21 protein-coding genes are annotated in these 15,915 nt (G+C 66.7%); 7 read left to right on the top strand and 14 right to left on the bottom strand.

Annotated elements, in window-relative coordinates; genetic code table 11:
- Entirely contained in the window at positions 1 to 216 is a 216-nt protein-coding gene (locus GGR13_RS02610) for a hypothetical protein (RefSeq protein WP_183211892.1), read from the top strand.
- On the opposite strand, the gene GGR13_RS02605 is transcribed toward GGR13_RS02610, so the two are convergent.
- Positions 213 to 395, bottom strand: a complete 183-nt coding sequence (locus GGR13_RS02605) for a DUF3606 domain-containing protein (protein ID WP_013269402.1) — start codon at positions 393 to 395, stop codon at positions 213 to 215. The genes GGR13_RS02610 and GGR13_RS02605 overlap by 4 nt on opposite strands.
- Positions 395 to 1,462 carry a peptide chain release factor 1 gene (prfA, locus tag GGR13_RS02600; protein WP_183211891.1) on the bottom strand — a complete coding sequence of 356 codons (1,068 nt, stop codon included), beginning with the start codon at positions 1,460 to 1,462 and terminating at the stop codon, positions 395 to 397. The genes GGR13_RS02605 and prfA overlap by 1 nt, the downstream gene beginning before the upstream one ends.
- A gap of 195 nt (positions 1,463 to 1,657) precedes the next feature.
- On the opposite strand from prfA, the gene GGR13_RS02595 reads away from it, so the two are divergent.
- Together GGR13_RS02595 and GGR13_RS02590 are read left to right on the top strand one after the other, a co-directional pair.
- The gene (locus GGR13_RS02595) at positions 1,658 to 2,296 is read left to right on the top strand and encodes a response regulator (RefSeq protein WP_183211890.1); all 639 of its coding nucleotides are present in this window, start codon (positions 1,658 to 1,660) and stop codon (positions 2,294 to 2,296) included.
- Between the two features lie 84 nt (positions 2,297 to 2,380).
- Positions 2,381 to 3,163: a sulfite exporter TauE/SafE family protein gene (locus GGR13_RS02590; protein WP_183211889.1), complete on the top strand. Its 783-nt coding sequence runs from the start codon at positions 2,381 to 2,383 to the stop codon at positions 3,161 to 3,163.
- A gap of 3 nt (positions 3,164 to 3,166) precedes the next feature.
- Here GGR13_RS02590 and GGR13_RS02585 read toward each other — a convergent pair whose 3' ends face one another.
- The 5 genes from GGR13_RS02585 to GGR13_RS02565 form a co-directional block, all read right to left on the bottom strand.
- Complete coding sequence (locus GGR13_RS02585; RefSeq protein ID WP_183211888.1) at positions 3,167 to 3,763, bottom strand: glutathione S-transferase family protein; 597 nt, start codon at positions 3,761 to 3,763, stop codon at positions 3,167 to 3,169.
- Positions 3,760 to 4,896, bottom strand: coding sequence for a flavodoxin-dependent (E)-4-hydroxy-3-methylbut-2-enyl-diphosphate synthase (gene ispG, locus GGR13_RS02580; protein WP_183211887.1), 1,137 nt, complete (start codon positions 4,894 to 4,896; stop codon positions 3,760 to 3,762). Before ispG ends, GGR13_RS02585 begins: the two co-directional genes overlap by 4 nt.
- Before the next feature lie 58 nt (positions 4,897 to 4,954).
- Positions 4,955 to 6,052 (bottom strand): helix-turn-helix domain-containing protein, encoded by a 1,098-nt coding sequence (locus GGR13_RS02575; RefSeq protein ID WP_183211886.1) that lies wholly within the window; start codon positions 6,050 to 6,052, stop codon positions 4,955 to 4,957.
- A gap of 75 nt (positions 6,053 to 6,127) precedes the next feature.
- Positions 6,128 to 8,398: a phosphoenolpyruvate--protein phosphotransferase gene (ptsP, locus tag GGR13_RS02570; RefSeq protein ID WP_183211885.1), complete on the bottom strand. Its 2,271-nt coding sequence runs from the start codon at positions 8,396 to 8,398 to the stop codon at positions 6,128 to 6,130.
- 44 nt (positions 8,399 to 8,442) lie between these two features.
- Positions 8,443 to 9,717 carry an aspartate kinase gene (locus tag GGR13_RS02565; protein WP_183211884.1) on the bottom strand — a complete coding sequence of 425 codons (1,275 nt, stop codon included), beginning with the start codon at positions 9,715 to 9,717 and terminating at the stop codon, positions 8,443 to 8,445.
- A gap of 57 nt (positions 9,718 to 9,774) precedes the next feature.
- Between GGR13_RS02565 and ubiG the strand changes: the two genes are divergently transcribed.
- Both ubiG and GGR13_RS02555 read left to right on the top strand, forming a co-directional pair.
- Positions 9,775 to 10,578: a bifunctional 2-polyprenyl-6-hydroxyphenol methylase/3-demethylubiquinol 3-O-methyltransferase UbiG gene (gene ubiG / locus GGR13_RS02560; RefSeq protein WP_183211883.1), complete on the top strand. Its 804-nt coding sequence runs from the start codon at positions 9,775 to 9,777 to the stop codon at positions 10,576 to 10,578.
- Positions 10,579 to 10,678: 100 nt separating this feature from the next.
- Entirely contained in the window at positions 10,679 to 10,897 is a 219-nt protein-coding gene (locus tag GGR13_RS02555) for a hypothetical protein (protein WP_183211882.1), read from the top strand.
- Here the strand turns inward: GGR13_RS02555 and GGR13_RS02550 are convergent.
- From GGR13_RS02550 to GGR13_RS02530, 5 genes are read right to left on the bottom strand one after another with little or no spacing between them, the layout of a single operon-like run.
- Positions 10,894 to 11,394: a GNAT family N-acetyltransferase gene (locus GGR13_RS02550; RefSeq protein WP_246347638.1), complete on the bottom strand. Its 501-nt coding sequence runs from the start codon at positions 11,392 to 11,394 to the stop codon at positions 10,894 to 10,896. The two genes, GGR13_RS02555 and GGR13_RS02550, sit on opposite strands and share 4 nt — an antisense overlap.
- Complete coding sequence (locus GGR13_RS02545) at positions 11,394 to 11,828, bottom strand: DUF1178 family protein (protein WP_183211881.1); 435 nt, start codon at positions 11,826 to 11,828, stop codon at positions 11,394 to 11,396. Before GGR13_RS02545 ends, GGR13_RS02550 begins: the two co-directional genes overlap by 1 nt.
- Before the next feature lie 10 nt (positions 11,829 to 11,838).
- Positions 11,839 to 12,678, bottom strand: coding sequence for a carbon-nitrogen hydrolase family protein (locus tag GGR13_RS02540; RefSeq protein WP_183211880.1), 840 nt, complete (start codon positions 12,676 to 12,678; stop codon positions 11,839 to 11,841).
- Positions 12,679 to 12,680: 2 nt separating this feature from the next.
- A complete protein-coding gene (gene grxC, locus GGR13_RS02535; RefSeq protein WP_183211879.1) occupies positions 12,681 to 12,938 on the bottom strand; it encodes a glutaredoxin 3 in 258 nt (85 codons plus the stop codon).
- Between the two features lie 56 nt (positions 12,939 to 12,994).
- A complete protein-coding gene (locus tag GGR13_RS02530) occupies positions 12,995 to 13,786 on the bottom strand; it encodes a ComFC family protein (protein WP_183211878.1) in 792 nt (263 codons plus the stop codon).
- Between GGR13_RS02530 and GGR13_RS02525 the strand changes: the two genes are divergently transcribed.
- Entirely contained in the window at positions 13,785 to 14,675 is an 891-nt protein-coding gene (locus tag GGR13_RS02525; protein WP_183211877.1) for a methyltransferase domain-containing protein, read from the top strand. The two genes, GGR13_RS02530 and GGR13_RS02525, sit on opposite strands and share 2 nt — an antisense overlap.
- Here the strand turns inward: GGR13_RS02525 and GGR13_RS02520 are convergent.
- A complete protein-coding gene (locus GGR13_RS02520) occupies positions 14,672 to 14,857 on the bottom strand; it encodes a Flp family type IVb pilin (RefSeq protein ID WP_183211876.1) in 186 nt (61 codons plus the stop codon). The genes GGR13_RS02525 and GGR13_RS02520 overlap by 4 nt on opposite strands.
- A 23-nt stretch (positions 14,858 to 14,880) precedes the next feature.
- Positions 14,881 to 15,288, bottom strand: coding sequence for a (deoxy)nucleoside triphosphate pyrophosphohydrolase (locus GGR13_RS02515; protein WP_183211875.1), 408 nt, complete (start codon positions 15,286 to 15,288; stop codon positions 14,881 to 14,883).
- Positions 15,289 to 15,465: 177 nt separating this feature from the next.
- Here GGR13_RS02515 and GGR13_RS02510 point away from each other — a divergent pair, with 177 nt between their 5' ends.
- Positions 15,466 to 15,909, top strand: coding sequence for a DUF350 domain-containing protein (locus GGR13_RS02510; protein WP_183211874.1), 444 nt, complete (start codon positions 15,466 to 15,468; stop codon positions 15,907 to 15,909).
- Positions 15,910 to 15,915 lie beyond the last annotated feature (6 nt).

Genomic DNA, 15,915 nt, shown 5'->3' with positions numbered 1-15,915 from the left:
ATGCGTAATCTGGTTCTGATCTCGACCCTGGCGCTGCTCGCAGCCTGCGCCAGCACTGGAACGGTCAACAGCTATTCTGCCGAATACGACGCCCTTGTCGCCTCATGTCGGGAGCGGGGCGGCATTCTGTCGCCGACCGGCGGCGAAAGCGGCCGACCGCAGAACGACTATGTCTGCCGGATCACCGGCCAGGCGTCGGGACGGATCGGCAGCTAGCGCTTCTTGCCCAGTTCGGCGGCGATGTCCTTGACCATGCGGCCGGCCTTGCGGTGGGCGGCGGTGATCTGGTCCCGGGTCACACCCCAGCGCTTCATCCAGTATTCGACAGCCTGACGCTCGGACAGGTCCAGCCGGTCCTTGTCGATGAAGCCTCGCTTGTCCTTCAGGCCCGCCATCAGCTGAACTCCGCTTCCAGATCGGCCAGACGCGCGGCCTGGTCCTCGGCGATGAGGGCATTCAGCATCGGATCCAGGTCGCCTTCCAGGATCTGCGGCAGGCTGTGCAGCGTCAGTCCGATGCGGTGATCGGTCACGCGTCCCTGCGGGAAATTATAGGTCCGGATCCGTTCGGAGCGGTCTCCTGAACCGACCTGCGACTTGCGGGCGTCCGAGCGGGCATTGTCCTTGGCCTGACGCTGCATGTCATGCAGTCGGACCCGCAGGTTCTTCATCGCCTTGTCCCGGTTGACGTGCTGGGATTTTTCCGAGGACGTGACCACGATGCCGGACGGGAAGTGGGTGATCCGCACGGCCGAGTCCGTCTTGTTGACGTGCTGGCCACCCGATCCGGACGCCCGGAAGGTGTCGATGCGGATATCCTTGTCCTGGATCTCGATCTCGACATCCTCGACCTCGGGCAGGACAGCCACCGTGGCCGCCGAGGTGTGGATCCGGCCCTGGGCCTCGGTGGAGGGGACGCGCTGCACCCTGTGGACGCCGCTTTCGAACTTCAGCCGCCCGAACACGCCCTCGCCCGTGACCGTGGCGATGATTTCCTTGTAGCCGCCGGCATCGCCCTCGGTGGCGCTGTCCAGCTCGACCCGCCAGCCCTGGGTCGAGGCATAGCGGCTGTACATGCGGAACAGGTCGCCGGCGAACAGCGCGGCCTCGTCTCCGCCGGTGCCGGCCCGGACTTCCAGGACGGCCGAGGCATTTTCGTCGGCATCGCGCGGGGCCAGCAGCAGGGCGACGTCGCGCTCCATGTCGGGAAGCCGGGCGTTGAGGGTCTCGAGTTCGTCGGCGACCATCGCGGCCATCTCCGGGTCCGACGTCATGGACGCCAGCTCCTCGATCTCGACCCGTGCCTTCGCCAGCGCAGCCACCGCATCGGCGACCGGCTTCATCTCGGCATGTTCCTTCGAAAGCCGCACGATCTCCTGGCCGTCCGAGGCCGCGCCCATCCGCGCCTCCACCTGATGGAAGCGGTCGAGCACCTGATCGAGCCGGGCCTGGGGCAGTCGCACGGACGGGAAACCTCTGAACGGGGACAAATCGGAAGGCCGGGAGCCTTACGCCTTGACCCGGCCTGTGTCGATGCAGGGCGTGGATGGGATCACGGATGCGCCAGTCCCCGTGATCGACCCGTCACAAGGTCGTCAGCCGGGTTTGCGGATGCGCCAGAGCGCCTAGGTTGAGTGGACGTTGAACAGGAGGGCACCATGTACGACGCGACCTTGAATACCGGACTCGATGATCGCAAACCCCACGACGAAAACGTGGCCCGGCTCTGCGCGCTCTATGACGCGCGGCTGGGCGAAAGCGATGCTGTGCTGTCCGCAGAAGGCCAGGACGAGCTGATCGCCATGGCCGGGATCTTCGATCTGGATACAGACCGGCCCGCCCAGGCCATCTGGCGTGACCTCCGGGCCGTGCTTGTGCGACAGGCTCCCGGGACGGAAGCGCGAACCTTCGTGACCGACGCGAGTAGCAGCCTGACCCTCATGGTCGTCGAGGATGACCCCGCCATGGCGCTGGAACTCACCGAAGCCCTGGCCGATGCGGGCCATCGCGTGATCGGGCCCTTCCACAATGCAGAAGCGGCTGAAGTGTCCGCAGCGCTCCATACGATCGATCTTGCCCTCCTGGACATCAATCTCTCCGGTGACGGGACGGGCGCAGACCTGGCGAGAGCCCTGCGCGACAGGTGGGGGGTACCCAGCATCTTTCTGTCTGGCGATGTCAGTGCAACCGCACAGCACGCAGCGCTCGCCCAGGGCATCGTCATCAAACCGTATGGCACCGCAGACGTCCTCGATGCCGTGGCCCGCGCCACCCGGCCGCCCGTCGAACCTTCATAGCAACGCTAAAGGACCTCGGCAGTTATTTGCGCTGCGCCGGAGCCGGGGGGCGGGCTAAGGATGGTTTTTCGAACAGGGGGCTCGATGGAAACCTTTCTGCTGTTCCTGCTGGTCGGGGTCGTAGCCCAGTCGATCGACGGTGCGCTGGGCATGGCCTATGGCGTGATCTCATCGTCGGTCCTGCTGGCGTTCGGCGTTCCGCCTGCGACCGCCTCGGCCAGCGTCCACGGTGCCGAGGTTTTCACCACTGCCGCTTCGGCAGGATCACACATCTGGCACAAGAATGTCGAATGGCGGCTGTTCATCCCGCTGGCCAGCGCCGGCGTGATCGGAGGCATCCTGGGGGCCTATGTGCTGGCGGGCATCGACGGCAGCATGATCAAGCCCTTCATCATCGCCTACCTGGCCATCATGGGTGTCTACATCCTTTGGCGGGCAGGCCATGACGTGGAGCCCAAGCGCATCCGCCCCGCCTGGATCGTCGCGCCGCTGGGCGTGGTCGGCGGCTTCTTCGACGCCATCGGTGGCGGGGGATGGGGGCCGACCGTGTCGTCCACCCTTGTCGGGGCAGGATCTGAACCGCGCCGCGCCATCGGAACCGCCAATGCAGCGGAATTCCTCGTCACGGTGGCCATCTCGGCGACGTTCGTCTGGGCCTTGGTCACGGGGCACTGGGAAGATGCCGACGCCATCCAGAACCATTTCACGGCAGTTGCCGGACTGGTGGTCGGTGGCCTGATCGCCGCCCCCTTTGCCGGACTGATCACCAAGAAGGTTCCGCGCCGGGCCCTGACCTATGGGGTCGGCGGCCTTCTGCTCTTCCTGGCCGGGTTTCAGGGCCTGCAGCTGGCGGGCGTCATCGGCTAACCGTCAGGTCGGTGCCGTCGCGATGAAGCTCGGGCGTTGCTCAAGTGCTGCCTGAAGCGCGACCAGCCCCGGCCGTCCTGTCTTCCAGTCGAAGTCCGGATGCCGGAAACCGATCCAGCTGACCGCGACACCCGCCGTGATGACCCCCATGTCCAGAGGATCGGCTCGCAGGTCCGCGGCTTCGAGCGCGTCCAGCGCGCGGCCCATGTTCTCGGTCCAGCGCGCGATCCAGGACGGGGAGCGTTCCTGTTCGGGCCGCCGCTTTTCGAGCACCAGTTTCACGCCCATTTCCAGGGCGGCATTGCCGAGGGTCTCGATCCGCTTGACCTGCCAACGCTCTGCGCCATCGCGCGGCATCAGAGGTGTTCCGCTTCCGTGGGCGTCCAGCCAGTCACAGATCACCGGACTGTCGGTGATCGGCAGACCATCGGTCGCGATCAGGGTCGGGACCTGGACCACGGGATTGGTCGCCAGAAGCTCCGGCGCATTGGCATAGGGATCGACCACGATCTCCTCGATCCGGTCGGACAGACCCTTTTCGCGGGCGACGATCCGGCATTTGCGGGCAAACGGCGAAGGGATGGTGATGTAAAGTTTCATTCCGCTGCCTGAAGCTGGGCGTCGCGGGCGGCGTTCAGCTCAGCAGCCTTGGCTTCCACCATGTCGACGATCTCGTCGACCATGGCCGTATTGGCCAGTTTGTGTGCGATCTTGCCGTTCAGATAGACCATGCCGGAGCCGGCACCGCCGCCCGTGAAGCCCACATCCGTATACAGGGCCTCGCCCGGACCGTTGACCACGCATCCGATGATCGACAGCGACATCGGGGTCGAGATGTGGGCCAGCTTCTCTTCAAGGATGCCAACCGTCTCGATGACGTTGAACCCCTGACGGGCGCAGGACGGGCAGGCGATGATGTTGACGCCCCGGTGCCGCAGGCCCAGCGATTTCAGGATGTCGAACCCGACCTTGATCTCCTCGACCGGGTCGGCGGCGAGGGAGACGCGGATCGTGTCGCCGATCCCGGCCCACAGCATATTGCCCATGCCGATGGCGGACTTGATCGTGCCGCTGCGCAGGGGTCCGGCCTCGGTCACGCCGAGATGCAGGGGGCAGTCGATGGCTTCGGCCAATTGCTGATAGGCCGCGACCGTCAGGAAGGGGTCTGAGGCCTTCACCGAAATCTTGAACTCGTGGAAGTCGTGGTCCTGCAGGATCCGGGCGTGGCTGAGAGCGCTCTCGACCATGGCCTCCGGGCAGGGCTCGCCGTACTTTTCCAGCAGTTCCTTTTCCAGCGAGCCGGCGTTGACGCCGATCCGCATGGAACAGCCATAGTCCTTGGCGGCCTGAATCACGTCGCGGACGCGCGAGGCATTGCCGATATTGCCCGGGTTGATGCGCAGGCAGGCCGCACCGGCCTCTGCAGCCTCGATCCCGCGCTTGTAGTGAAAATGGATGTCGGCAACGAGGGGCACCTTGGCCTCGCGGGCAATGGTGCGGAAGGCCGCGGTCGATTCCGGGTCGGGGCAGGACACGCGCACGATGTCGGCCCCGGCCTCCTCCAGTTGACGGATCTGGTCGATGGTCGCGGCGGCGTCCGTCGTCGGCGTATTGGTCATCGACTGGACCGAGATGGGGGCACCGCCGCCGACCTCCACCGAGCCGACGCGGATCTTGCGGCTGACGCGACGCTCGATGTGGCGCCAGGGACGGATGTGGGAATGGTCGCTCATGTCTTCGCCAATATAGGCCCGTGCGTTCGACAAGACCATGACGGAGCCGTGGCGCGCGTCAATTGGCAGTTGGCCGAGACCCTGCAGGCGCGGAGGGAGCCGTGGCGGGAGCCGCGACCGGCGGCGGGCTACCGGCTGCCCGGGCCTGGACGGCGGCCTGACGTTCGGCCTCGATCGCCGCTGCACTCTGTCGCGCCAGGGCCTGGGCACGCGTGTTGAGCGGGGCGAGAGGCGAGATCGTGCCGGGCAGCGGACCGCCGTACTCGCCATTCAGATAGACATCGAAGGCGGTCGCATCCGATACGTCCACGGTCGCCGAGACGCCTGCCGGTGCGCGCCACGCCTCGCCCATCGCCAGCTGGCGGGCAAACAGCACACGTCCATCCGAGCGTGTCACCACCAGGCTGGCCGGTTTGCGCGCCTGCAGGATCACCTGGGACGTCGCAGCCGTGGCTCCGAACACAGGACCGCGCGGATTGAAGGCCGCCTGAACCGGCGGGGCCGCTGCCAGGGCGGCGGCGATCGCGGCAGGGTCGGCAGGGTCGACCCCTGTCAGTTCGGCTTCCAGCCCTGGCGTGATGTAAAGGCCGGGGGTCGTCTGGTCGGGCGGCGGCGGCTGTGGCGTGCCCAGAACCACGATGTCGCGGCTTTCCGGATCACCCTCGACCCAGTTGTCCGGCAGGGCCTCGATCGTGACCGGCTGGGGCGCGCGCGCCTGGCTGATGCGCTGGAAGACGTTCCAGCCGATGACCGCCACGATGATCACGGCCACCGTGCCCACCAGCAACGGCGAGTGCCGACGGACATCCTCGAACGCGATGCCTGTCGGCGCCTGCAAAGGCACCGTGCCGTCCGGACTCTCGCGCTTGAACCGCTCGACGGCAGTCTGGTCGTCCAGCCCCAGGGCCAGGGCATAGCCTCTCGCATAGCCGATCGCGAAGACACGCGAGGGCAGGAGGGCGAAGTCGTTCTCCTCCATCGCCCTCAGATACTTGGCGTGGATGCGGGTGACGGACGACAGTTCGGCGATCGACCGCCCCTGGCTCTGGCGAAGCTCGCGAAAGCCGTCGCCGAGCGACTCGGCCGATTCGAAAACCGTCACGGGATCGCTGTCCGGCGGATGCGCGCCGGTCGCCTGACCGGGGGGGAACGTCATGACGCGGACCTGAGGGAAGCTGTCCGTCGATACCCTGCGTCGCGCCCCGGTTCAACGTTGCCGGGGCCTCCGGGCTCAGATTGCGACGTTCAGCTTGCGTGCCAGGCTTTCGATCTCGTTGCGGATCGAACCGGCGGAGGATCCCAGCAGATTGGTCATGCCGCGCTTGGCCGCCGTCAGGTCTGCCGACAGGATCATCCGCTTGACCGGACCGACGCCTCCCGCCGGGGCCGACAGCCGCGTGAAGCCGAGCGTCAGAAGGGCAAAGGCTTCCAGCGGCCGACCGGCCAGTTCCCCACAGACGGATACCGGGGTCCCGGTCTCGGCGCAGACCCGCTGGATCGTCTGCAGGGCGCGCAGGGCGGGCGGCGACAGGGGGTCATAGCGGTCCGAGACCAGCGGGTTCGTCCGGTCGGCCGCATACATGTACTGGAACAGATCGTTGGACCCGACCGACACGAAATCGGTCAGCGGCAGAAGCGCATCGAGGTGCCACAGCAGGCTGGGGCATTCGATCATCGCCCCGACCCGCAGCAGGGCGGGCAGCGGCCGTCCCCGACGCCGGGCCCATTCGCACTCGATGTCCACCAGTTCACGGGCGGCCCGGAACTCGTCCACCGTGGCGATCATCGGGAACATCACCCGCAGTTCGCGATTGGCCCCCGCTGCCAGCAGGGCCCGCAACTGCAATCGCAGCAGGGCCGGGCGATCGAGGCCCAGGCGGATCGCGCGTCGGCCCAGCGCAGGGTTCTCTTCCCGCTCGGTCTCCAGATAGGGCAGGACCTTGTCCCCGCCGATGTCGAGCGTCCGGAAGGTCACGGGGCGGTCGCCGGCAGCATCCAGGACCAGTTTGTAAAGCGCCGTCTGGGTATCCAGCCGGGGGAGCTGTTCGGACACCATGAACTGGAACTCGGTGCGGAACAGGCCGATGCCCTCGGCCCCCGTCTCGTTGAGGTTCTCCAGATCGACGGCGAGACCGGCATTGGTCAGCAGGCTGATCCGGGTGCCGTCGGCTGTGACGGCGGCCACATCTCGCAGCCGGGCGAACTCGGCCTGCCGCTGGTCCCGCACGGCCATCCGCGACTGGACGGACTCGAGCATGTCGGGCCGGGGCCGCAGATGGGCCTCGCCGGTCTCGCCATCGACGATGACCAGATCGCCTTCGCTGAGCCGGTCGCGCAGGCCCAGCAGTCGCCCGACGCAGGGGATCTGCAGTGCCCTCGCCACGATGGCCGCATGGCTGGCGGCCGAGCCCTCCTCGATCAGGAGGCCCTTGAGCTTGTTCCGCGGATACTCCAGCAGGTCCGCCGGGCCCAGGTTCCGGGCCACAAGGATGGCATCGTCGGGCAGGTCGCGGTGGCCGGGGTTGTCCCCCGCCAGAACCCGCAGCAGCCGGTTGGCCAGGTCCTCGAAATCGTGCAGCCGTTCCTTGATATAGGGGTCGCGGGCCTGGGCGAAGCGCGCGCGATGCTCGTTGCGGACCCGGTCCACCGCCGCTTCGGCCGTCAGGCCACCCCGCACGGCCTCCTCCAGCGAGCGGTTCCAGCCCCGGTCGTCGGCGAACATCCGGTAGGTTTCCAGCACCTCATAGGACGCCCCGGCCATCGATCCGTGGCTGCCGTCCAGCATGGAATCGATTCCGGCCTTCAGGGCGATCAGCGCCTCCCGAAGCCGGATTTCCTCGACCTGGGTGTTGTCCGCCAGCAGCTTCTCCGGGGCCAGCGGGGCCTCGTGCAGGACGACATGACCGAAGGCCAGGCCCTCGGCGAATCTCTGGCCCTTGTGGCGTTCGGGCCGGTGCGGCGCGACCTCGACGTCACGCAGCTCCTCGAGCGCCAGCAGTTCGCCATTGGCCACGGTCTCGGCCAGGACCATGGCAATGGTCTGGATGTCCTCGACCTCGTCGGGATCATAGCGGCGCTCGGCCCGGTTCTGGACGACCAGAACGCCGATCGCCCGGCCGCCGCGCAGCAGGGGCGCGCCGAGGAAGGCGTGATAGGGGTCTTCGCCCGTTTCCGGACGATAGGAGAAGCTGGGATGCGACGGGGCGTCCGACAGGCTGATGGGCTGGGCCATCCGGGCGACCTCGCCGACCAGACCCTCGCCGATCTTCAGCCGGGTATTGTGGACGGCGTCCCTGTTCAGGCCCTCGGTGGCGAACAGTTCCAGATCGCCCGATCCGCGGCGCAGATAGATCGAACAGACCTCGGCGACCATCGACTGGGCGATGATCTTCACGACCTGGTCCAGACGCACCTGGGCCGGGGCCGCGCCGGCCATGGCCTCGCGGATCTGGCGCAGGAGGTTGCGCGGCCCCCTCGTCGTCAATCCGCCGCCAATCGGCATGAAGCCTCCCGTTCAGGCCGCTCCGAAAGCGGCCCGATACAATCCTATACTGTTTCCAGCCCGTATGCCGAATGCAGGGCCCGAACGGCCAATTCGGCATAGGCATCCTCGATCAGAACGCTGATCTTGATCTCGGATGTGGAGATGGCTTGGAATTTGATCCCCTTGTCGGCGAGGGCCCGGAACATCGTCTGGGCAACGCCGGCATGGCTTCGCATGCCGACCCCGACGACCGAGATCTTGGCCACGTCCTGATCGACCCGGATTTCCTCGAACCCGACCTCGGCCTGGGCGCTGGTCATCAGGGCCTCGGCCCGTTCGGCATCGCGCCGGCCGGTGGTGAAGGTCAGGTTGACCGAGCCCGGCGTGCGGGCCTGGGACTGGACGATCATGTCGACATTGACCCCGGCCTCGGCGAGGCGGGTGAAGACGTCGGCGGGAGCATCCACCCGGTCGGTCAGGCCCAGCAGGGTGATCCGGGCCTCGTCACGACTCATGGTGACACCCGATACGATACGTTTTTCCACGATCTCATCCTCGTCGCAGATCAATGTGCCGGACGATTCCGGCAGGACACCGTCGGCATCCGGTTCGATGAAGCTGGACAGAACCCGCACAGGGACCTGTTTGGCCATGGCCAGTTCGACCGACCGGGTCTGGAGCACCTTGGCCCCGAGCGAGGCCATCTCGAGCATCTCCTCGTAGGACACCTTTTCCAGCCGGCGGGCCTTTGGCACGATGCGCGGGTCGGTGGTGTAGACCCCGTCCACGTCGGTGTAGATGTCGCAAGGGCACTGCAGGGCCGCCGCCACGGCCACGGCCGAGGTATCCGAGCCGCCCCGACCCAGTGTCGTGATCCGTCCGCCGCGCGTCACGCCCTGGAAGCCGGGCACGATGGCGATCTCCCCGGAATCGACCGCGGCGCCCAGGACATCGCCTGGCACGTCCTCGATCCGGGCGCGGCCATGGGCGTCGTCGGTCAGGATCGGGATCTGCCAGCCCATCCATGAGCGGGCGTTGAAGCCCATGTTGCGCAGGGTCAGCGCCAGCAGGCCCGAGGTGACCTGCTCGCCCGAGGCGACGACGACATCATATTCGTCGTCCGTCATGGCGTTGGCGGCGGTCGACTTGCCCGTACCATCCGTCCAGGCGACCAGTTCATTGGTCTTGCCCGCCATGGCCGAAACGACCACGGCGACCGATTTCCCGGCCCGCACCTCAGCCGCGACGATCCGCGCGGCTCGTCGAATCCGCTCGAGGTCCCCCATCGAGGTCCCGCCGAACTTCATCACCAGTCGATCTGTTTGAGGCCGCGTCATCGTGGCGAGCCGACTCCGTCTTGCATGAAGGGGCGCAGGCGTTCATCCCTCGCGACCATGGCCGCTTCTAACGACACCAACCGTCAGCGCAAACCCCAATCGGAGACGGGCTTTTCCGATTTTGCCGAGGGCGCAAGCATCGATCCTGCCGATGTCGCCCGGTTTTCGGCCCAGGCCGCCCTCTGGTGGGATGCCAAGGGCCCGTTTGCGCCGTTGCACAAGTTCAACCCGACCCGACTGGCCTTCGTCCGCGACCAGGCGGCGACCCGGTTCGAGCGGAATGCGCAGGCGCGCGCGCCGTTCGAGGGTCTGACCCTGCTGGACATCGGCTGCGGCGGCGGGCTGATCGCCGAGCCGATGTGCCGGATGGGTTTTGCCGTCACCGCCATCGATGCCTCTGCAAAGAACATCGGGACAGCCCGCGCCCATGCCGAGCCGCAGGGACTGGACATCGCCTATCGCGCGGCGACGGTCGAGCAGCTCGAGGCCGAGAACGCTGGCCCCTTCGATGTCGTCCTGACCATGGAGGTGATCGAGCACGTCGCCGATCCGGAGGCCTTCATCCGGTCCTGTTCGCGGCTGGTGGCCCCGGGCGGGATGATGGTCGTGGCGACCCTGAACCGTACGCTGAAGTCCCTCGCCCTGGCCAAGATCGGCGCGGAATACATCCTGCGCTGGCTGCCTGCCGGCACGCACGACTGGCGACAATTCCTCAAGCCCGACGAGATCCGCAAGATGCTGGCCGCGGAGCCGGTTACCGTCCACGGTCCCTATGGCGTGGCCTATAACCCGCTGACCGACCGCTGGAGCGAAAGCACGGACACGGCGATCAATTTCATGATGGTCGCGACGCGGGACTGAACGGCTGGATTACGCCGAATTCATCCGGATTGCCGGTTTGTAACGGGACTTTGGACCACGGGATTGGTCACGGTGGCGCTTCAATCGTCTGGAGCCCACCATGAAACGCCTCGCCCTCATTGCCCTCATCGCCACCGCTGCGCTTTCGACTTCGGCCTGCATCACCGTGATCGATGCCGACCATGACGAGACGGCCTGGCACGGCAACAATGCCCAACCGTTCGACACCGCCCGTTCGGAGTGCCGCGAGCGCGTGGACAGCACGAACAACGCTGCCTTCCGCGACTGCATGGCCGAGAAGGGCTGGACCCGCAGCTAGACGGTTCGAACCATGTAGCGGGCGTCGGCGCCATAGCTGGCCAGTTTGGCCGCCATCGCCGGCGTCTGTCGCACCGCGAACCCGTGACCCTGCCAGAAGCCGACGGCATCATTGACGGCGACCAGGGCGATGGTCGGCCGCCCTCCGGACCTTGCCAAAGCCAGGACCTTGTCCATGGCCGACCGTGACCAGCCCCCGCCGCGCACGTCCGGATGCAGGGCCAGGTCGTGGAGATACAGGACGGACGCATCCTCCGGGACGGCAGCGATGCGCCGGTTCAGAACCGGCGCACTGTCCGCTGCCCAGGGATAGGTGATCAGATAGCCCTTCACCCCGCCCTCGCCATCCAGGATGAAACAACCCTCCGGAAAGACCGCGAGGCGGCTTGCGAAACAGGCGCGGTCCTCCGGGTGGCCCGGAAAGCCGATCGCCGCGATGGCGACGACATCGTCCAGATCGTCTGCCGTCATCGGACGCCAGCCACGGGTCAATGTCATCAGTTGACCTTGGCCGGATCAACCGGCGGCGGGGGGAGGGGGGAAACCGGGACCCCGTCGGCCTTCAGCGCCTTGATCTCGGTCGGCGTCGCCTCGCCATAGATCTCGCGTTTTTCAGCCACCCCCTCATGGATGGCCCGGGCTTCGCGGGCGAAGGTATCGCCGACGTAGTCGAAATTCTGTTCGACATGGCTGCGCACCTGGTGGGCGACGTCCATCATCATCGACCGCACCTTTGCGGCCGTCTCGGGCGATGGCGCTTCGCGGCGGGTGCCCGCGACGGCCGGGGCCATGATCTGTTTGGTGACGCCATGCGAGCCGCAATAGGGGCATTCGACCAGCCCGCGCTGGCTCTGGGCATCATAGTCGGACGACGAGCTGAACCAGGCCTCGAAGCCATGGTCGGCATCACATTGCAGGGCGTAGCGGATCAACGGCGGGACCTTAGCGGGGCGGCGCGAAATCGCGGTCGTGCAGGAGTTGCGGGATTGAGGCCCGGGCCTTTTCGACGGCCGCCATATCCAGTTGGGCATGGAGGACGCACGGCGCGTCGTGATCGACATGGGCAATCACCTCGCCCCAGGGGCCTACGACAGTGGACCGCCCCCAGGTCCTGCGGCCGTCCTCGTGGGGGCCTCCCTGGGCCGGAGCCAGGACAAAGCAGCCGGTCTCGATCGCCCGGGCCCGCAGAAGCGTTTCCCAGTGGGCCTGACCGGTCGGCACGGTGAAGGCCGCAGGGACAGAGATCATGCAGGCCCCGGCCCTGGCCAGTTGCCGGAAAAGATGCGGAAAGCGAAGATCGTAGCAGACGGTCATCCCCAGCAGGCCCCAGGGGGTCTGGGTCAGGCCTGCGGCATCCCCTGGCCGAATGCTCGCGCTTTCCCGGTAGGTCTCGCCGTTCGGAAGATCGACGTCGAAGACGTGGAGCTTGTCGTAGCGGCCGGTGATCGTGCCGTGGGCATCGATCAACAGCGACCGGTTGGCCGCGCGGTCATCGGCGGGATGGCCGGACCGCACGATCGCGGACCCGATCAGAAGCCAGACGCCCAGTTCAGCCGCCAGACGGCGCAGGCCGGTTACGGCGACGTCCTGATCCTCGTCGGTGATGGCGAGACCGCGCCGGTCCCGCCGCTGCTCCAGCAGGTTGGTGCCCTCCGGCGTCAGAATGAACCGCGCCCCCCCGGCCGCAGCCTCACGGATCAGGGGCTCGACATGGGCCAGGGCCGCGTCTGCCGTGGCCGGCGTCCGCGTCTGGATCAGGGCGATGTCGAGGGGGCGGGACATGATCAGGCGGCGAGAAGGGAGTCGAGCTGGCCCCGACGGTCCAGCGCATGGACATCGTCCGAGCCCCCGACGTGTTTTCCGCCGATGAAGATCTGCGGGAAGGTCGCCTTGCCGCCGGACTTCTCGACCATCTCGGATTTCTTCGCGGGGTCGCTGGAGGCAACGATCTCGGTGACATTGGCCCCCTTGCGGGCCAGCAGGGACAGGGCGGCGGCGCAGTAAGGGCAACCGGGCTTGGTATAGATAACGACGTCGGCCAATACGGGCTCCATTCACGACACAGTGCGCGGCGCAAACGCCTTGCACGACAGATCCGTTACATAGGCAGTTCTCGCGCGGTTCGCACCCTTGCGATGACAGCCAGGTCGACCGCTCTGGCCCCGGCATCCAGCAGCGCCCTCGCACAGGCCTCGCCGGTTGCACCGGTTGTCAGCACGTCGTCGACCAGCAGAATCCGGCGACCCTTGATCCGTCGACGGCCGGCTTCGGTCACGGCAAAGGCCTTTTGGACATTCAGGCGCCGGCCACGCATCGACATGCCGCCCTGGCTCGCCGTGGCCTGGGTCCTCACCAGCGCATCGGGCAGGTAGTCCAGACGGGCGTGACGGGCCAGGGGCCGTGCGATCTCTGCCGCCTGGTTGAAGCGACGGGCCAGCAGCCGCATCCGGTGCAGCGGTACCGGCGCGATCGCATCGGCACCCGCGATCAGGTCCGAGGCCGCGCGTTCGATCCAGCGAGCGAACAGTCCTGCAAACTGCTGCTGGTCGCCGTGCTTGTATTTGAGGATCAGCCCCCGGGACGCTTCGTCATAGACACAGGCCGCCCGGGCGCGCTGGAAGCGGTACGGCGAGGCGAGACAGGCGGCACAACGTTCCGACGCGAACGCCCCGCCGTCGAACTCGAACGCCGCGCCACAGCCATCGCAGACCGGCGCTTCGAGAAAAACGACCCGGCTCCAGGCCCCCGGCGTCAGGCCCGCTGCGGCCGTGGCCTCGGGCGTGTCGTGGGCCACGGGCGGAAGGATCAGATCGACAAGACCGCGACCGAACGCGCGGAGTCGCGCGGGCGCTTTCAATCCACCGCTCCAGTCGCCATCCTGAAAAGACATGAACCCCTCCGATCCCTCCTCCGGCGGCCCGCCGATCATCTTCGACAGCGCCCGCCGCGCGACACGTCTGGCGCGGTCGTTCGGGCGTTTCGCCGGGGCCGACTTCCTGCACCGACGCGCGGCCGAGAATGCCGTGGCCAGTCTGGAGGCGACATTGCGCGACTTTCCGGTCGCGGTCGACCTGTCAGCCCATCCAAGCCCTTTCGCCGAGCTTCTGACGCAAAGCATAGCCGCACACCGTGTCGGCTTGCCACGGTCGATGGCGGGCGGAGCGGCGGCTCCCGGAGCCACGTCTCTGCCCATCGCGGATGGTTCTGCCGATCTGGTCGTCTCCCTGATGACGCTGCACTGGGCCAACGACCTGCCCGGAGCCCTCGCCCAGATCCGGCGGGCCCTGAAACCCGACGGGCTGTTTCTGGGGACCCTGCTCGGCGCGGGCACCCTGAAGGAGTTGCGCGCGGTGCTGACCGAGGCGGAACTGTCCGAGCGCGGGGGAGCCCAGGCCCGGATTTCGCCCTTCGCCGATGGCTATGACGGTGCAGCCCTGCTTCAGCGGGCGGGGTTTGCTTTGCCGGTGTCGGATGTCGACCGGCTGACGGTCACCTATCCGGACCTGTCTGCCCTGATCAGGGATTTGCGGAGCATGGGCGAAACCAATGTCCTGGCAGGGGTCATTCGGCCTCTGAACCGGTCGATCCTTCTTCGTGCTGCCGTTCTTTACGGACAACGCCATGGGGATGCGGAAGGACGCATTCCGGCAACCTTCGAGATCGTCAATCTGGCGGGATGGGCACCGCACGAAAGGCAGCCGAGACCTCTGCCTCGCGGATCAGCCCAGACGCGCCTGGCTGATGCCCTGGGCGTCATCGAGCATAAACCCGGGCGCTAGGATCCCCCGCCCATTGCTGCCGCGATGCTCGCCATCGCCGCGTTGAACACGCCGGTCGAGGTGTTGGAAAAGGCCGTCAGCGCCGTCAGGATGACGACTGCCATCAGGGCGATGATCAGGCCGTATTCGATGGCGGTTGCACCGCGCTCGTCATCGATCAGGCGGACGAAAAGCTTGAACATTCGAGCCCTTCTTGCTGGGCGCTTCAAATAAGATCGCGCAACCAGGCGACCAGCGGTGCGTCGGCGGGCGGCATGGCATAGTCCGATAACCGGTTCGGACGAACCCAGGCCAAGGCAGCATGTTCACGTCGTTCGACCACACCAGACCAGCGTCTACAAAGGAACAATGGCATCAACAGGTGAAAGGATTCGTAAGCGTGGCTGGTAAACACGAAGGGCGACAAACACGCTTCCGTGACGTCGATGCCGAGCTCCTCGTTCAACTCGCGAACGAGCGCAGCCTCGGGCCGTTCGCCAGGTTCGACCTTGCCACCCGGGAATTCCCAGAGCCCGGCCATATGTTTGCCCTCTGGCCGCTGCGCGATCAGCACGCGTCCATCGACGTCTATCAGGGCGGCGGCGACGACGAGGACAGTCTTCAGTTCGGTCATCAAGCTGAGTTTTCGTGTTAATCGTGAGGGCGCGGTTAACCTCGCGGCCTTGGTAAAGTTTCATCACACAGTGTGGCAAAGCTGCGCTTGCGGATTGGGGCGGGATTCGGGCACAGGCTGTGGTGTGTTCTGTACGCGCTTGCCTGCGCGAGCCAACCCCGGTTCTCGATTCCGTCCATGTCGTCGCCCTCCTTCACCGATACCTTGACCAGCCCGGAGGTCCAGGCGTTCGCCAGCGGATTTCCGGTCCTGGTCCTGCATCTGGTCGTGACCTTCGGGCTGCTGGGGCTTGGGGCCACCGTCTATGCGATGCTCACGCCGTGGAAAGAGATCAAGCTCATCCGCGAGGGCAATGCGGCCGCGGCCGTGGCCTTTGGGGGTGTGCTGCTGGGTATCGCCATCCCGCTCGCCGTGTCCATGTCGGTCTCGACCACCGTCCGGGACATCCTGATCTGGGGGATCGCAACGCTTGCACTCCAGCTCACGGCCTTCCGGATCGTCGACATGGTGCTGACCGGCCTGCCCCAGCGGATTCAGAAGGGCGAGATCGCCGCCGCGGTGCTGCTGGTCGCCGCCAAGCTGGCCACCGCCCTGATCACGGCAGCCGCCCTGACGGGCTGAGCCGCC

Source organism: Brevundimonas variabilis (assembly GCF_014199945.1).
Lineage (GTDB): Bacteria > Pseudomonadota > Alphaproteobacteria > Caulobacterales > Caulobacteraceae > Brevundimonas > Brevundimonas variabilis.
This window is presented reverse-complemented; position numbering and strand designations above follow the sequence as displayed.

Coding starts and splice junctions, on each gene's coding strand:
- ubiG (WP_183211883.1), top strand. CDS start 9,775: ATGGCCGCTTCTAACGACACCAACCGTCAGCGCAAACCCCAATCGGAG.
- ispG (WP_183211887.1), bottom strand. CDS start 4,896: ATGAGCGACCATTCCCACATCCGTCCCTGGCGCCACATCGAGCGTCGC.
- GGR13_RS02605 (WP_013269402.1), bottom strand. CDS start 395: ATGGCGGGCCTGAAGGACAAGCGAGGCTTCATCGACAAGGACCGGCTG.
- GGR13_RS02550 (WP_246347638.1), bottom strand. CDS start 11,394: ATGACATTGACCCGTGGCTGGCGTCCGATGACGGCAGACGATCTGGAC.
- GGR13_RS02555 (WP_183211882.1), top strand. CDS start 10,679: ATGAAACGCCTCGCCCTCATTGCCCTCATCGCCACCGCTGCGCTTTCG.
- GGR13_RS02585 (WP_183211888.1), bottom strand. CDS start 3,763: ATGAAACTTTACATCACCATCCCTTCGCCGTTTGCCCGCAAATGCCGG.
- ptsP (WP_183211885.1), bottom strand. CDS start 8,398: ATGCCGATTGGCGGCGGATTGACGACGAGGGGGCCGCGCAACCTCCTG.
- GGR13_RS02590 (WP_183211889.1), top strand. CDS start 2,381: ATGGAAACCTTTCTGCTGTTCCTGCTGGTCGGGGTCGTAGCCCAGTCG.
- GGR13_RS02520 (WP_183211876.1), bottom strand. CDS start 14,857: ATGTTCAAGCTTTTCGTCCGCCTGATCGATGACGAGCGCGGTGCAACC.
- GGR13_RS02530 (WP_183211878.1), bottom strand. CDS start 13,786: ATGTCTTTTCAGGATGGCGACTGGAGCGGTGGATTGAAAGCGCCCGCG.
- GGR13_RS02540 (WP_183211880.1), bottom strand. CDS start 12,678: ATGTCCCGCCCCCTCGACATCGCCCTGATCCAGACGCGGACGCCGGCC.
- GGR13_RS02610 (WP_183211892.1), top strand. CDS start 1: ATGCGTAATCTGGTTCTGATCTCGACCCTGGCGCTGCTCGCAGCCTGC.
- GGR13_RS02595 (WP_183211890.1), top strand. CDS start 1,658: ATGTACGACGCGACCTTGAATACCGGACTCGATGATCGCAAACCCCAC.
- GGR13_RS02565 (WP_183211884.1), bottom strand. CDS start 9,717: ATGACGCGGCCTCAAACAGATCGACTGGTGATGAAGTTCGGCGGGACC.
- GGR13_RS02515 (WP_183211875.1), bottom strand. CDS start 15,288: ATGACCGAACTGAAGACTGTCCTCGTCGTCGCCGCCGCCCTGATAGAC.
- GGR13_RS02525 (WP_183211877.1), top strand. CDS start 13,785: ATGAACCCCTCCGATCCCTCCTCCGGCGGCCCGCCGATCATCTTCGAC.
- GGR13_RS02510 (WP_183211874.1), top strand. CDS start 15,466: ATGTCGTCGCCCTCCTTCACCGATACCTTGACCAGCCCGGAGGTCCAG.
- GGR13_RS02575 (WP_183211886.1), bottom strand. CDS start 6,052: ATGACGTTCCCCCCCGGTCAGGCGACCGGCGCGCATCCGCCGGACAGC.